The sequence below is a fragment of the Bradyrhizobium nanningense genome (genome assembly GCF_004114535.1).
Taxonomy (GTDB): domain Bacteria; phylum Pseudomonadota; class Alphaproteobacteria; order Rhizobiales; family Xanthobacteraceae; genus Bradyrhizobium; species Bradyrhizobium nanningense.
In genome coordinates, this window is sequence record NZ_LBJC01000012.1 from 1 (window position 1) to 14,741 (window position 14,741).

Here is a 14,741-nt window from a genome sequence, read left to right on the forward strand (position 1 = left end):
CTGCACCACCGCGGTGAGCGCCTTCTCGGCCATCCGGCGCGGCTCCAGGAAGCCGGGAAAGTAGGAACCCTTGCGCAGCTTTGGAATGCGCAGCTCGACCGCACCGGCGCGGGTCTCCCAGATCCGGTCGCGGTAGCCGTTGCGCTGGGCCACACGCTCGGGGGTCTTCTCGCCGTAGGCCGCTCCGGTCTGGCCTTCGACCTCCAGCTCCATCAGACGCTGGGCGGCAAAGCCGATCATCTCGCGCAACAGATCGGCATCAGGGGTCTTCTCCACGAGCGTGCGCAGGTTCATCATGTCGTCGGTCATCGGTGGTTCCTCGGTTGCGTTGGCGTGTCGCAACCCGATCCTACCGGAGAACTGCCGGTGACCACCGCAAAGCCGCCCGCCCGCTACGGCGCTATGTGGGGCGCGCGTCCGGGCGGCTTTGCTCTACCGAGCTACACCACCACCGGGGACACGACCGTCGTTGTAGCTTAGCAGAGGCAAAGCTCGTGCCTGCGCTGCGTGGTCTCAATAGGTCCGGTTGTTGTAACGAGCGCCGCAAGGCGAATGGATGACGGGCTTGATGTCCATAGTTTGGCTTCGGCCCAGAGCCAGTCCAAAGCTTGCAAAGTTCTTGAGCTCGCTTCCGCGCAGGATTGGGCGATCGTAACGACGGTATCTTGCGCACCTGTTGCGGAATTGCAAAGGTACGCACGATTGGGTTCGCAAAAACAAACTGGCTCTATGAGCTGGTGCCGGCTCTTCGGCTGCTAGGCAAGGGGAAGGTGCCCCGCGCCGGCGCCCCATGAACTAGTCCGGTCGCGCCCCGTGAAACTATCCGATCAATTTCGCGCCTCATGACTTTGTAGCACTCGCATGCCAACGCTTCGAGCCGCGGCCGATCAATCTCGAGCTGACCGCGCCGATGGGATTTCAGCGCTCTTGATGCGCGCAGTGTGCTTACGACATGAGTGACTGTGGTGCGCCGGACGCCCAGTAATTCCGATAATGTTTCCTGGGTCAGCGGGAGCGCATCGCCGCCATTCGCTCGATCGTGAAGGTGAAGCAGCGTACGCGCTAGGCGGGCCTCGACAGAATGCAGTGCATTGCAAGCAGCCACCTGCTGGAGTTGGATCAACAACGACATCATGAAGACCTGCACCATGGATGCGATTGCAGGGCTGCGATGTTGCGCTGCCAGAAATTGCGCGCGAGAGATCTGCAGCGCGGTCCCTGATATGCGAACGACCGCCGTCGCGGGCGAGGCGGGTGCGCCTAACGATGACGTCAAGCCCACGGCCCCCTCGTGCCCGATTATCGCCGTGGCAACTGTCTGCCCGTTAGGCAGCTCCGTGATAGCGGCGATCGCGCCGCTGAGCGGGAAAAAGAGATGTTCGATCCGATCGCCCGCTCGGACGAGCACGGAATCGCGTTCGATCACAACTTTCCGCAGATGAGGCGCAAGCAAAGCAAGATCCGCTGGCGGCAACGCTGTTAGCAAGAGATTACCGACACTGGTTGCGTGGTCCATCATGGGATTTTCTCCCGACGGATACTCGGCACTAGAACTCAGGCCGGAGAGCGGACCTGCTCTGCAGAGGCCAGCCCAGCGGCAATCCAACCGACCACCACAGATATGGTTCCCGTAATCGATGGCGCGCATGCGTAGCCTGAGAATCATATGGCGCGGCGGAGATCCTGTGCCTATCGCGCGCCATTGAGCAGGGTACTGACAAGGACAAGCGCTCGCTGGAGTTGGCTCAGTCAGTCTGCGGCGATAGTTACTGAAACCATGGACGCTCCAAAGCGTCGAAATTTTCCTGCGGATTTAATAGCAAGGATTTTGACGGACCAGCTATCGGCATTTGAGCGTCGACGTCGCCGACTTGTCGTTGCCAATCAGCGTGTTCCGGTCGCTTGAACAATCGAGTGGGAGTGGGGTGATCAGGTGCTGTTGCGCGTTTTAGTGGAGTCTTTGGTGAGAAGTCTCATTTGCTCCCACATCCTGGGACCTGAGTTGTGGGGCGCGACTTAGCCTCGATGAACGTCGGCATTCCACTGCGGTTCGCTGACGGCGTACTGCGGCGAATTGCAGCATGCAAAATGGGGCCTGCTGGAAGCTCTTGCTTGGGAGGAACGGCGGCTGTCGGCGCAAACGGGCGTTCAGCTTCGGTGACAATGGCCCCAACCCGACGTTTCAACATGACCTTTCGCGCGAGAAGCCGGAATTGCGACCAGCATTGGCTGCCGAATAAAGGCTCTGTTGGCTCCAATGGATGAATCACGGCTGGAAACGCCAGCTCGACCCAGCGTGCGGGAAGCGAGCTTCTTCGAGCAGTTTCCGGCGCTTGGCACGCTGGCGAGGTGCTTGCGACATTGAGCTGAATCAAGCTGAGGCCGCCGGCTTCCCATTACCGTTCGCATTGCGCTCGACGGTGATGGGAGAAGCAGAGTGGAGTCCGATCAAGTTTCACGGAAGCACGGCATCGCAATGGCTGCCATCCTGGCCGGTGGCATGCTGCTGGCCATGCTGCAGTTCGGGCTCTCGACGTACAATTCAGTCGAAACCATTCCCTACAGCCAGTTCGAGCAGTTGCTCGCACAGGACAAGATTGCCGAGGTGTCCGTCGGCTCGGATACGATTCAAGGAAAATTGAAGGAGCCGCTTCCGAGCGGAAAGTCCGCGTTCGTGACCGCGCGGGTTGACATGGCTCTGGCTGAGAAGCTCGCGGCAAAGGGCGCGAGCGTGACCGGCGTCCCCGGCAATGGCGTGTTGCAGACCTTGCTGTCCTGGATCTTTCCGGTCATCGCCTTCTTCGTGATCTGGCTCTGGATCGGCCGCAGTATGGGAGGCGGCCAGGGCCTGGGCGGGCTGATGGCGATCGGCAAATCCCGCGCAAAAGTGTATGTCGAAAAGGACATCAAGGTCACCTTCGCCGATGTCGCGGGCGTGGACGAGGCGAAGTTCGAGCTCCAGGAAGTGGTGTCGTTCCTCAGGGATCCCAAGAGCTATGGTCGCTTGGGGGCGCACGTCCCTAAGGGTATCCTGCTCGTCGGACCGCCGGGAACGGGAAAGACCCTGCTGGCCCGCGCGGTGGCAGGAGAGGCCGGCGTTCCATTCTTCTCGATCTCCGGCTCGGAATTCGTGGAGATGTTCGTGGGTGTCGGCGCAGCGCGGGTTCGGGATCTGTTTGAGCAGGCCCGCAAGGCCGCACCCTGCATCATCTTTGTCGACGAGCTCGACGCGCTGGGACGCAGCCGCGGGCCGCTGTCATTCGGGGGCTACGACGAGAAGGAGCAGACCCTCAACCAGCTCCTGTCCGAGCTTGACGGCTTCGACCCGAGCGCCGGCGTCATTCTGCTGGCGGCCACCAACCGGCCGGAGATCCTGGATCCCGCACTGCTGCGCGCAGGCCGATTTGACCGGCAGGTCCTGGTTGACCGGCCCGACAAGAGGGGGCGCGTTGCGATTCTCAAGGTGCACGCCCCCAAGATTCGGGTGCGTAACGACGTCGATCTCGACAAGGTGGCGGGTCTCACGACCGGATTTACCGGGGCTGACCTTGCAAACCTCATCAACGAAGCGGCGATCGCGGCGACGAGACGGAGCGGAGACGAGGTCACCTTCGATGATTTCGTCACGGCGATCGAGCGGATCGTGGCCGGCATCGAGAAGAAGAGCAGGGTGCTGAGCAAGGACGAACGGCGCAGGGTTGCCTATCATGAGATGGGCCATGCCCTCGTCGCGGCCAGCCTGCCCGGCGTCGACCCCGTGCAGAAGGTCTCGATCATTCCGCGCGGGATCGGTGCGCTGGGGTATACCATCCAGCGACCGACCGAGGACAGGTTCCTGCTGACGGTCGAGGAGCTGAAGAACCGCATCGCGGTGCTGATGGGCGGACGGGCATCGGAGCGTCTGATCTTTGACGGGGCGATCTCGACGGGCGCCGCCGATGATCTTCAACGTGCGACCGAAGTCGCCATCGAAATGGTGACCAAGTACGGCATGGACGAGACGGTGGGGCAACGCACCTATGCACCTAAGCCGCAGGCGTTTCTCGGGGCGGCCCAGGACAAGATCGCCGGGGCTGCCGAGGCAACCGGCCGTGAGATCGATCTCGCCGTACGCAACCTGATCGAGGAGGGTGATCGCCGCGCCCGCGACATCCTGCGGCAAAGGCGAGCGGACCTCGATGCCGGAGTTGACCTGTTGATCGCAAATGAGACGGTCACGTCCGAGCAGTTTGCGCCATTGCTCGGCAAGCGCAGCGGAGAAGGCGAGCCGGTTGCCGCGTGACAGCGGTGGGTGCTGGTGGCGCTCAGTTTGCTCGATTACTTCAGCGATATACCGACCTGGCGGATTCCCAGGGCGTCGCCTGCGGAGACCTGTTGAATGTAACCGCCGCAGAGGTGGACGGGGAGAAGATCGCCGACATCGGATGGCGTAGTCGCTGTCATGATATCGCAAGGATGGGTTGAAGCCGGGCCCTTGAACCAAGTTCCTTCATTTGATCCGGCTCAAGATTTTGACCCGCCTGTTTATTAGAATGCAGCTCCCCAAGTGGTCGCGGTTCCTCCCGCGCCTTGGCAAGCCCCCTTGGGGATGGATGACGTCAAAGAGCCGCGTGGAACGCGGGAAAGAGTTCATGCCCACATACTATTTCGACATGAAGGACGGCGTACCCCTCCGGGACAGATCCGGACTGGAGCTTGTGAGCGATGGCGCCGCCATCGCGCACAGCAAGAATCTCGCCGAGCAGGCGCGTCGAGAGAAACCGAAAGGCCATCCCGACCTCCGGATCGTCGTCATCGACGAGAGCGGGCGTGAAGTCCACCGCGAGCAGATCTATCCAGACGCGACCTGACCATTGGCCAGCGCGCTCGGTGAACCTAGTCTTTGATAGACCTCACCGATCTGAAATCGCCAGCCGCTTCGCGATGGTCGCCGAGACCAGATAGGCCGCGGCGATGGCGACGATCATCGCAAGCAGTCCCGGAGACAACGCGGTAAAGCCGAACGCGGCTCTCCACGGGCCGAGCGCAAGCGCCACGCCGGCAAGCAGGGCGCCGAAGGACGTGGCGATCAAGATGTTGTGCGGGCGGTTCGCCCGCCATGGCCATTTGCGAGACCGGATCACGAAGATCACCAGAATCTGAGTCGCGATCGATTCCACGAACCAGCCGGTTTGAAAGAGTGCGGCATCCGCATCGAACAGCTTGAGGAGAACGGCGAAAGTAATTGCGTCGAACAGGGACGACACCATTCCCATGATGATGGTGAAGCGAAGGATGCTTGCCATGTCCCAGGATTCGGGCCGCGCAATGTCTTCGCGATCGACGTCATCGAAGGGGATACCGATTTCGGAGAGATCGTAGATCAGATTGTTCAGCAAGATCTGCAGTGGCAGCAGCGGCAGGAATGGAAGAACGACCGAGGCCAGGGCCATCGAAAGCATGTTGCCGAAATTCGAGCTTGTTCCCATTCGAACATATTTCAGGATGTTGGCAAACGTCCTGCGGCCTTCGCGCACGCCGGCCGCAAGCACGGAAAGGTCGGGCGCCAGCAAGATCATGTCGGCGGCCGCGCGGGCGACCTCGGTCGCGCCCGTGACGGATATGCCGACATGCGCGGCGTGGAGCGCCGGGGCGTCATTGACGCCGTCTCCCATGAAACCGACGACGTGATTGCGGTGTCGGAGCGCGGCAATGATCCGCCGCTTCTGATCTGGATCGATCCGGGCAAACAGATCGATGTCATCGACCCGGGCGATGAGCGCGGCATCGGTGAGTTCAGAGATCTGGGCGCCGGTCACGATCCGGTCCGACCTGAGACCGACAGATTGCGCAACGTGCGCGACCACGGCGCCATGATCACCCGAGAGAATCCTCATCGTCACTCCGAGCGAGCCGAGAGCCTCGATGGCCGAGGCGGCATCCTGCTTGGGCGGATCGGCGAAGACGCAAAAGCCGATCATGGTCAAATTGGTCTCGTCGCTGACGGAAATGGTCTGCTGCCCGGCCGGAATGGACCTGATGGCGACGGCAAGGAGCCGGAATCCGTCGCGGGCGTAGCGCGCCTGGATGTCGGCCATCTTCTGTTGCCAGGCGGAGTCGAGCGGATGAGCCAGACCATCGATCTCCACGGCCACACAGCGCGACAGGACGGATTCCGGGGCTCCTTTGGCGATGAGCGTGTGTTCGCCGTTGCGTTGGGCCAGGACGGACAAGCGCCGCCGCTCGAAGTCGAACGGGACTTCCGCCAGCCGAACCCAGCCGTCGAGGCCGTTATGGTTCGCCGACAGGATCGCGTCGTCGAGAGGGCTTCTGACGCCGGCCTGGAACGTGCTGTTCAGGCGCGCCAAGCTCAGGACGCGATCGCAGGTCCGATCCTGGGGATCGACATGCGCCTCCAGCGTGATCCTGGCCTCCGTAAGCGTGCCGGTCTTATCGACACAAAGCGTGTCCATCGCGCCCAGATCGTGAATCGCGGACAACCGCTTGACGATGACTTTTCGCTTCGCCATGCGCAGGGCGCCTCGGGCGAGGGTCACCGTCATCACCATCGGCAGCAGTTCCGGCGTCAAGCCGACAGCGAGCGCGACCGCGAAGAGGAAGGATTCCATTGCGTTATGTTGTGCGACGAGATGAGCCATCAGCACAAAGAGAGTGAGAAAAAGGGTCAGTCGAAGGATCAGAAATCCGAGCCTGCGGACGCCTTGTTCGAGAGCCGTTGGTGGCGCGTTGGCGGCCATTGCCGAGGCGATCGCGCCAAAGCGCGTCCGGCCCCCAGTCGTCACGACCAACATCCTGCCGCTTCCGCCGACGGTACTGGTTCCCGCGAACAGGGCGTTCGTGGCGTCCGCCGGCAATGAAGCGGAGCAGGGGCCGTCCGTCTTGAAGGCCGGAAACGGCTCGCCCGTCATCAGGGCTTCATTGACCTGCAGATCCTGTGCATCGAGGACGATGCCGTCGGCCGGTATCAAATCGCCGATACGGAGCTTCACGACGTCCCCCGGGACGAGAGCCGTCACCGAAATCGTCGCATCCTTGCCGTCCCTGACAACGTCAGCCTGGATGGCGACCGATTCCCGCAACGCTTCGGCGGTGAGCTCGGCGCGATGCTCCTGGACGATATCGAGCGTGATGGACAGGGACAGCACGGTTGCGATGATGGCAAAGCTGCCGATGTCGCCGCTCAACCCGGATACGAGCGCCGCCGCCAGCAGCATGGCAATCAGCGGATTCCAGAGACGTTGGCCGAGCTTGCGCAGGGCTGACCGGCCTTGGGAGGCGTCGACGCGGTTTGCGCCGACGATCGCCAGCCGTCGGTCGGCTTCGATGTGCGACAGGCCGTCCGGGCCGGAGTCGAGCGCGCGGTAGAGGTCGTCCTTTGGCATTTGCCAGAACGTCGCGGCCAAAGCCTTGGCTGGGCTCGATTGTTCGATCATGGATGGGCTCGGCGGTCGCTGACACTTGGGCGAGGCCAAGGTACGGGGCTGCTTGACTTCCGGATTGATGCAACGCAATCCAGTCCCCGGTTGTCATCATCACGCTGTCACGAGGCAGACACTGAAAGCAACGATCATCCCGAGCGGTCTGGCCGCATCAATGCTTCCGGCTGTTTCCCGGCGGCGAAAATATCTGATTGGCGGGGGGCTGCCCGCCGGTCGGAACGCCGATGGCAATGAAGCCGCGGCCCATCGAGCTGTGACAGGCGTTGCAGCCGTCGGTCAGGACGCGCATGGAAGCGGCGAACTTGCGATCGTCGCCCGCCGCGATCGCGTCGGCGATCGACAGCAGTGGCTCCTTCATCGTGGTCACGTTGCTGACGGGAACCGCCGGGTAGAAAATGGCTGCTTCGGCCAAGCTGTTGGTCAACTGCCGCAACTCGTAAGCGGCGAGGTCCCAGTTCTTCGCCTTGCCTGCATACCATAGCTTGAGATGCTCAAGCTGCGCCATGCCCATGACCTCGACGAGGCGAGGCGCCTCCTGTTTCGCGCTCGCGGACGGCGGAAAGTCGGACTGAGCAATCGCGGATGTGATCGCGCCCACCGAAATCGCGAGAACCACGCACCAATTCTTCAGCGTCATCCGACCATTCCCTGCTGATTGAACGCCTTGAATATCAGCGCCGCGGGCCGTGCTCTTGCGCTGAATCAATCCTCCCACGCTCCCCGAGGTGTTGCATATGGAGAGCGATTTTCCTTGCGGCCATCCTTCGAGACGCCCGCCGTTGGCGGGCCCTCAGGATGAGGACCGCGTGCGCTGCACTAGTTCTGGCGAGCACCGATGCCGCTTAGCCTCATCCTGAGGAGACCGCTGAAAGCGGTCGTCTCGAAGGACGAGGCGCGCGCTCAGCTCGCGCAAATGCCACATACGATAGCCCTTCCGCGCTCCCCGGCATCGTTCGATTCCCATTGTCGTGAATGGCGCCGGAGTTTGCGCCTCGACAAAGTGGCTGTGACTGCAGCCGCTTACCGTTCTCGAGTGCAGACATGGGATGTCGTGCGCAGGCGATGGGAAGCAGGCCGTGATCGGAACCAGCCTCTGTAGATGGGCCATCAGTTACTTCGCGGTCGCAATCGCGTGGCTGCTGCTCGCGGAAGTGCTGATCGTCGCAGGATTCGGTTTTCCGAATCACGACATCGGCGGCCCGGACACGCTCGTCATCGTTCACTTGATTAGCATCGGCTGGTTGAGCACGGTGCTGTGCGGCGCGCTGTTCCAGTTCGTGCCGGTGCTGGCCGCAAGGTCGCTCTATGCGGAGCGCTGGACGCTGCCGGCTCTTGCGCTGCTGACGCTGGGGCTGACTGTCCTGCTCGCAGGCTTTTTGGGTTTGGGCGGGCACATCAGCGGGCCGCCCTGGCTGCTTCCCGTCGGAGCTGGCCTGCTGATTGCCGGTTTCACCCTGGTCGTTGCCAATCTCGGCATGACGCTCTGGTCGGCCCGCCCACTGCCGGGGCCTGCTCGGTTCGTCGCGGGCGGGCTTGCCTGCATCTGTGTCACGGCGGCATTCGGCGGCATGTTCTCGCTGGTGCTGTCCGGAACCGGTGTCGGTGCGCAATGGCCGGACCTGCTGGTCTCGGGCGTTCCGATCCACGCGATTGCGGGCCTTGGCGGCTGGCTGACATTCACGGCCATGGGCGTCAGCTATCGCCTGCTCGCCATGTTCATGCTCGCGCCCGACGGCGATGTGCGGCTCGGCCGGCTCGCCTGGCTTGCCGGCATCATCGCGCTGGCGATCGGACTTGTTGGTGGCGTGCTCGCACTCTGGCGCATGACGGGGCTCAATCTCGCGCTTCTGCTCGCAGCCGCCGCGGCGCTGCTGTCGCTGGCTGCCTACGGCCGTGACGTGCTCGGCTTGTACAGAACCCGCAAACGTCGCGCGCTCGAGCTGAACACGCGCATGAGCTTCGTTGCGCTGGCGAGCCTCGTCGCCGCCGCAATCCTTGGTGCCGCGTTTGTCGCGACCGGCTCGTTCCCGTCCCATGTCGGGGCGCTGGTCTTTCTCGTCGCGTTCGGTTGGCTCACTGGCCTCGTGCTCGCCAATCTCTACAAGATCGTCCCGTTCCTGACCTGGCTCGAGACTTACGGTCCGGTGATGGGCAGAGTGCCGACGCCCCGCGTACAGGATCTCGTTGCCGAGCGCCGCGCGTTGAAGTGGTTCGTGCTGTTCTTTGCCGGAAGCTGGGCGGCAACGTTGATGCTCCTGATCGAGGCGCCCCTCGGCTTCCGCGTCGCTGTCGCGGTCGTGATGGTTGCGACGCTCGGTCTGAGCGAGGAGTTCATCAGGGCCCGGCGGCTTGCGGATGTGGCGGAGCCGCTACGCCTGCCTACGGGAGCAGCTGCGCCCCATCTCCTGATCTCGCGGAACTGAAAGGAGACTGCAATGACCGAATTCATCGACGTCGACGTCCGGCCGATCCTGCGTGCAGGCGGCGAGCCGTTCTCGATCATCATGGCCGCGCTCGAGCGGCTCGTGCCCGGGGAGGGGCTGCGGCTGTACGCCCCCTTCAAGCCGGTCCCTCTGTTCGACGTCATGGCGCGCAGGGGCTTTGCCCATCGGGAAGCCGAGCTCGAAGGCGGCGAATGGGAAATCCGCTTCATGCCGAACGATGGTTCGGTCGAAGCCGCTGAGCCGACCTCCGCTGCCTTGAGCGACGGCGATTGGCCGGAGCCGGTGCTGCATCTGGACAACCGCGACCTCGATCCGCCCGAGCCGATGGTTCGCATTCTGGCTGCCTTGGAGCGGCTCGCGCCTGGGCAGACACTCTGCGCCTTACTCAGTCGTGAGCCGGTCTTCCTTTTTCGGGAGTTGACCAAACGCGGCCATCACTGGCGTGGCGGCTTCACGTCGCAGAAGGATGCCTATCAACTGACGGTGAGGGTGCGCGAATGACGATCGACGATGATGATCTCGTGGACCAGATAAGGCAGGCGCTGAAGGTCGTGATCGACCCGGAACTCGGGCACAACATCGTCGACCTCGGCTTCATCTATGATGTGTCGGTCGACGACGGCGCCGCGCACATCACCATGACGGCGACGACACGCGGTTGCCCCGCCGCGTCCTTTCTGAAGGAGGGGGTCGCCAACAGCGCGTGCCTCGTTCCAGGCGTGGAATCGGTCGACGTCACCATGACGTTCGAGCCGCCCTGGCAGCCCTCGATGATCTCGCCGGGCGTCAGGTCGTCGCTCGGCTTTGCCGAGGTGAATTGATCCGGGCGAGCGCGGTGACCGACGCCTCGGCGGCTAAAGCAGCATGGCTTCAGGTTGAATCGATGCCGCGGGGTGTTCACCTCTCCCGCTTGCGGGAGAGGTCGGCGCGCTCCGGGCGATGCGAAGCATCGTCCCGCGCGCCGGGAGAGGGCTTTCTCCTCTTGGGGATTGTCCCACTGAGGATACACCCTCTCCTAGCCCTCTCCCGCAAGCGGGAGAGGGAGCGCACCTCCGTCGTTGCGGCGATCAAGTCTCATCCATCATTGCTTTAACCGCCCTCAGAGCCCTGGCCGGACCAGACCTTTGCGGGTGCGCGAAGCTTCGTCAGGTCGAGCAGGTTGATCGCCCGGGCGGCGATCTGGTCGATCACCTCATCCAGCGACTGTGGCCTCAGATAGAAGGCCGGCATCGGCGGGGCAATGATGGCGCCGATCTCGGTCGCCTGCAGCATGCTGCGCAAATGGCCGAGATGCAGCGGGCTCTCGCGGACCAGCAACACCAGCCGGCGTCGCTCCTTGAGCTGTACGTCGGCCGCGCGCGTCAGGAGGTTGTCGAGCTGCCCCCAGGCGATGGCCGAGAGCGTACGGATCGAGCACGGCGCCACGATCATGCCCGCGACCGGATACGAGCCGCTGGCGATCGCGGCGCCGATGTCCGAATGAAGATGGTGGCGGAAGGCGAGCGCGCGCAGCCGCGCGAGCGCGTCGCTCCCCACTTCTTCGCTCAGTGTACGCTCAGCCGCAGGCGAGACCACGAGGTGCACCGCGTAGTGCGGATTGTCGGCCAGCACTTCGACGATGCGCATGCCGATCGCGGCGCCCGAGGCGCCGCTGATGCCGACGATGATGCCTTGCCGCCCGCTCATGTGAGGACCGGTGCGCGTGCGAGCATGCCGGAAAGGCCGAGGCTTGACCACATCGCATCGACACGTGCGACCACGGCGGGATCCATCGTCAGCGGAACGCCCCATTCGCGATCCGTCTCCGGCGGAATCTTTGTGGTGGCGTCGATGCCGAGCTTGCCGCCGAGTCCCGATTTCGGCGAGGCGAAGTCGAGATAGTCGATCGGCGTGTCGGTGAGGGTCACGAGGTCGCGCGAAGAGTCGCTGCGCGTCGAGACGGCCCACATCACGGCCTGCCAATCGCGGACGTCGATGTCGTCGTCGACCACGATCAGGAGTTTGGTGTAGCTGAACTGCGGCAGCATCGACCACAGGCCCAGCATCAGCCGCCGCGCCTGTCCGGGATAGCGCTTCTTGATCGCCGCGACCGCGATGCGGTAGGAGCAGGCCTCCGGCGGCAGCCAGCAGTCGGTCACCTCGGGGAATTGCTGTCGGATCAGCGGCACGAACAGACGGTTGAGCGCCTCGCCGATCCGCGACGGCTCGTCCGGCGGCCGGCCTGTGAAGGTCGAGAGGTAGACGGGCTGCCGCCTGTTGGTGATCGCCGTCACGCGCATCACGGGGAATTGCTCGACGGAATTATAGTACCCGGTGTGATCGCCATACGGACCCTCGGGCGCGGTTTCGGTCGCGGAGACGAAGCCCTCGATGACGATTTCGGCCTCAGCCGGGATCGCGAGCGGGACGGTGAGGCAGGGCGCGAGGTCGGGCCGTTCGCCGCGCAGAATTCCGGCGAAGCGCAGCTCCGACATTGTCTCGGGCAGCGGCAGCACCGCGGCCAGGGTGGTGGCTGGATCGGCTCCGATGACGATCGCGACCGGCATTTCGCGCCCGATCGCCTTCCATTGCTGATGATGCTTGGCGCCGCCACGATGCGCGAGCCAGCGGATGATGGCGCGGTCGCGACCGAGCACCTGCATGCGGTAGACGCCGACGTTTTCCTCCTGGTCGGCCGTCGCGGAGTCCGGCGGCACGGTGATCACGAGTGGCCAGGTGATCAGCGGCGCCGGTTCGCCGGGCCAGCAGATCTGGACCGGCAATCTCGCGAGATCGATGTCCGGCCCCATCGTGACGCAATCCTGCACCGGTGCCGCCGCGCGCGTGCGCGGGCGCGTCGCCAGCGCGGCGCGGGCGAGCGGGAGCTTGTCGAAGGCGTCCCTGATGCTGTTCGGCGGTCGCGGCGCGCGGAGCTCGGCCATGAGCTCGCCAAGCTCTCCGAGGCGATCGGGTGCGATCCCCATTCCCCATGCGATCCGCTCGACCGTTCCGAACAGATTGGTGAGGAGCGGCATCTCCGAGGGACGGCCATCGGCTCTGACGGGCTGCTCGAACAATAATGCCGGTCCGTGTGCCTCAAGCACACGCCGATGGATTTCCGTGATCTCGTGGACGACGGAGACCTTCTCGCGAATGCGTCGCAACTGCCCCCGGCTTTCGATGAAGCGCAGAAAGTCGGTCAAGTCGCGAAAGCGCGGCACATCACGTTGCAACTGGATAGGCTCCCAAAAAATCACAGCTAGCCGGCCTGTTTTTGGTCTTCATTGTTCCGGCTCAAATACAGCGGTGTGCAATCCGTCCAGATGTGTCGCCATGAATGATCCGTCCGCCGTATCGCCCGGCCCGTTGCCGACGATTCCGCCGCTTGTCGCACTTGCCATGCGTCCTCTGCCTCTGCTGCCGTTGCAGCTCGTTCTCGGCGGTGTCCTGCAGCGGATCCACCGGCGCAACCCTGCCATATTCGACCGGCTGGGCGCGCACGCGCGCGCGCGGTTCGGTATCAAGCCGATTGATCTACCGTTTGCCTTCGTGGTCGAGGCGAAGCCGCCGCGCGTGTCCGTCGTGCGCGAGCTGACGCCAGGGCTGGACGCGCGGATCTCGGCCTCGCTCGCCAATCTCCTGGCTCTGCTCGAAGGCAGGGTCGATGGCGATGCCTTGATGTTCTCGCGCGAGCTCGTCATCGAGGGCGATGTCGAGGCGGTGCTGGCGCTGCGCAATACGATCGACGACGCCCAGCTCGATCTTGCCACTGAACTGTCCTCGCTGTTCGGCCCGCTGGGCGCGCCGGCGAGGCGCGCCTTCGAGGCCGCGCGTGGACACGTGATCGGCTCATCGGGGCAAGGCGAGCAATCGAGATGATGGAACTGATCTGTCCCGCCGGGACGCCGGCGGCGCTGAAGAGCGCCATTGATGCCGGCGCCGACGCGATCTATTGCGGCTTCAACGATGAGACCAACGCGCGCAACTTTCCCGGGCTGAATTTCAGCCGCGACGAACTGCGCAAGGGGATCGCGCTGGCGCATGACCGCGGCGCGAAGATCCTGGTGGCCATCAACACCTTTCCGCGCGCCTCCGCCGTCGACATCTGGCATCGTGCGGTGGACGATGCCGTGAATGCCGGAGCCGATGCGCTGATCCTTGCCGACATCGGATTGATGGATTACACGGCGCGGCGCCATCCGAGCCAGCGTTTGCACGTCTCGGTTCAGGCCGCGGCCGCGAATCCGGATGCCATCGCCTTCTATGCCGAAAATTTCGGGGCGCGGCGCGTCGTGCTGCCGCGCGTCCTCAGCGTGCCTGAAATCGCCGAGATCACCCGGGAGTCGGCCTGCGAGACCGAGGTCTTCGTGTTCGGCGGCCTCTGCGTGATGGCCGAGGGGCGCTGTTCGCTGTCGTCCTATGCGACCGGCAAATCGCCGAACATGCAAGGCGTCTGCTCCCCTCCGAGCCATGTGACCTACGAACAGACGGCGGAGGGGACGAAGTCCAGTCTGGGCGGCTTCACTATCAACCGGTTCGGGGTGAGCGAGCCCGCCGGCTATCCGACGCTGTGCAAGGGCCGCTTCTCGACCGCGCAGGGCGCCGGCTACATTTTCGAGGACCCCGTCAGCCTGGACGCCACGACGCTGCTTAGGGGGTTGCGCGATGCCGGGGTCACCGCGCTCAAGATCGAGGGCCGTCAGCGCGGCCGCGCCTATGTCGAAAGCGTGGTGCGCCATTTCCGTCATGCGCTCGCGGCGCTCGAGAGCGGGAGCGAGGCGGACATTGCGAGCCTGAAGCCGTTCACCGAAGGGCAGGCCTCCACGCTCGGCGCCTATCGCAAGACCTGGCGTTAATCGTTTCGAATGTGTGAGGTCCG

General features: G+C 63.8%; 13 protein-coding genes. 7 read left to right on the plus strand and 6 right to left on the minus strand.

Going from position 1 to position 14,741, the window contains the following annotated elements; genetic code table 11:
- A partial coding sequence (locus XH84_RS07120; RefSeq protein WP_208757051.1) for a transposase occupies positions 1–309 on the minus strand: 309 nt, incomplete at its 3' end.
- 418 nt (positions 310–727) lie between these two features.
- Complete coding sequence (locus XH84_RS07125; protein ID WP_128916115.1) at positions 728–1,519, minus strand: Crp/Fnr family transcriptional regulator; 792 nt, start codon at positions 1,517–1,519, stop codon at positions 728–730.
- Positions 1,520–2,437: 918 nt separating this feature from the next.
- Here XH84_RS07125 and ftsH point away from each other — a divergent pair.
- Together ftsH and XH84_RS07135 are read left to right on the plus strand one after the other, a co-directional pair.
- Positions 2,438–4,282 (plus strand): ATP-dependent zinc metalloprotease FtsH, encoded by a 1,845-nt coding sequence (gene ftsH / locus XH84_RS07130; RefSeq protein ID WP_128916116.1) that lies wholly within the window; start codon positions 2,438–2,440, stop codon positions 4,280–4,282.
- Between the two features lie 349 nt (positions 4,283–4,631).
- Positions 4,632–4,850, plus strand: coding sequence for a DUF6894 family protein (locus tag XH84_RS07135; RefSeq protein WP_128916117.1), 219 nt, complete (start codon positions 4,632–4,634; stop codon positions 4,848–4,850).
- Between the two features lie 42 nt (positions 4,851–4,892).
- On the opposite strand, the gene mgtA is transcribed toward XH84_RS07135, so the two are convergent.
- Both mgtA and XH84_RS07145 read right to left on the minus strand, forming a co-directional pair.
- Entirely contained in the window at positions 4,893–7,433 is a 2,541-nt protein-coding gene (gene mgtA, locus XH84_RS07140; protein WP_128916118.1) for a magnesium-translocating P-type ATPase, read from the minus strand.
- Positions 7,434–7,590: 157 nt separating this feature from the next.
- Positions 7,591–8,145: a hypothetical protein gene (locus tag XH84_RS07145; protein WP_347338710.1), complete on the minus strand. Its 555-nt coding sequence runs from the start codon at positions 8,143–8,145 to the stop codon at positions 7,591–7,593.
- A 370-nt stretch (positions 8,146–8,515) separates the two neighbouring features.
- Here XH84_RS07145 and XH84_RS07150 point away from each other — a divergent pair, with 370 nt between their 5' ends.
- The 3 genes from XH84_RS07150 to XH84_RS07160 are packed head-to-tail and all read left to right on the plus strand — an operon-like array spanning position 8,516 to position 10,704.
- Entirely contained in the window at positions 8,516–9,862 is a 1,347-nt protein-coding gene (locus XH84_RS07150; RefSeq protein ID WP_164935819.1) for a hypothetical protein, read from the plus strand.
- A 12-nt stretch (positions 9,863–9,874) separates the two neighbouring features.
- Positions 9,875–10,384: a DUF2249 domain-containing protein gene (locus tag XH84_RS07155; RefSeq protein ID WP_128916119.1), complete on the plus strand. Its 510-nt coding sequence runs from the start codon at positions 9,875–9,877 to the stop codon at positions 10,382–10,384.
- Entirely contained in the window at positions 10,381–10,704 is a 324-nt protein-coding gene (locus tag XH84_RS07160; protein WP_128916120.1) for a metal-sulfur cluster assembly factor, read from the plus strand. Before XH84_RS07155 ends, XH84_RS07160 begins: the two co-directional genes overlap by 4 nt.
- Before the next feature lie 268 nt (positions 10,705–10,972).
- Here the strand turns inward: XH84_RS07160 and XH84_RS07165 are convergent, their stop codons facing one another.
- Both XH84_RS07165 and XH84_RS07170 read right to left on the minus strand, forming a co-directional pair.
- Positions 10,973–11,569, minus strand: coding sequence for a UbiX family flavin prenyltransferase (locus XH84_RS07165; RefSeq protein WP_128916121.1), 597 nt, complete (start codon positions 11,567–11,569; stop codon positions 10,973–10,975).
- Entirely contained in the window at positions 11,566–13,095 is a 1,530-nt protein-coding gene (locus tag XH84_RS07170) for a UbiD family decarboxylase (RefSeq protein WP_128916122.1), read from the minus strand. Before XH84_RS07170 ends, XH84_RS07165 begins: the two co-directional genes overlap by 4 nt.
- Positions 13,096–13,195: 100 nt before the next feature.
- On the opposite strand from XH84_RS07170, the gene ubiT reads away from it, so the two are divergent.
- Both ubiT and ubiU read left to right on the plus strand, forming a co-directional pair.
- Positions 13,196–13,741: a ubiquinone anaerobic biosynthesis accessory factor UbiT gene (ubiT, locus tag XH84_RS07175; protein WP_128916123.1), complete on the plus strand. Its 546-nt coding sequence runs from the start codon at positions 13,196–13,198 to the stop codon at positions 13,739–13,741.
- Positions 13,741–14,718, plus strand: coding sequence for a ubiquinone anaerobic biosynthesis protein UbiU (gene ubiU / locus XH84_RS07180; RefSeq protein WP_164935836.1), 978 nt, complete (start codon positions 13,741–13,743; stop codon positions 14,716–14,718). Before ubiT ends, ubiU begins: the two co-directional genes overlap by 1 nt.
- Positions 14,719–14,741 lie beyond the last annotated feature (23 nt).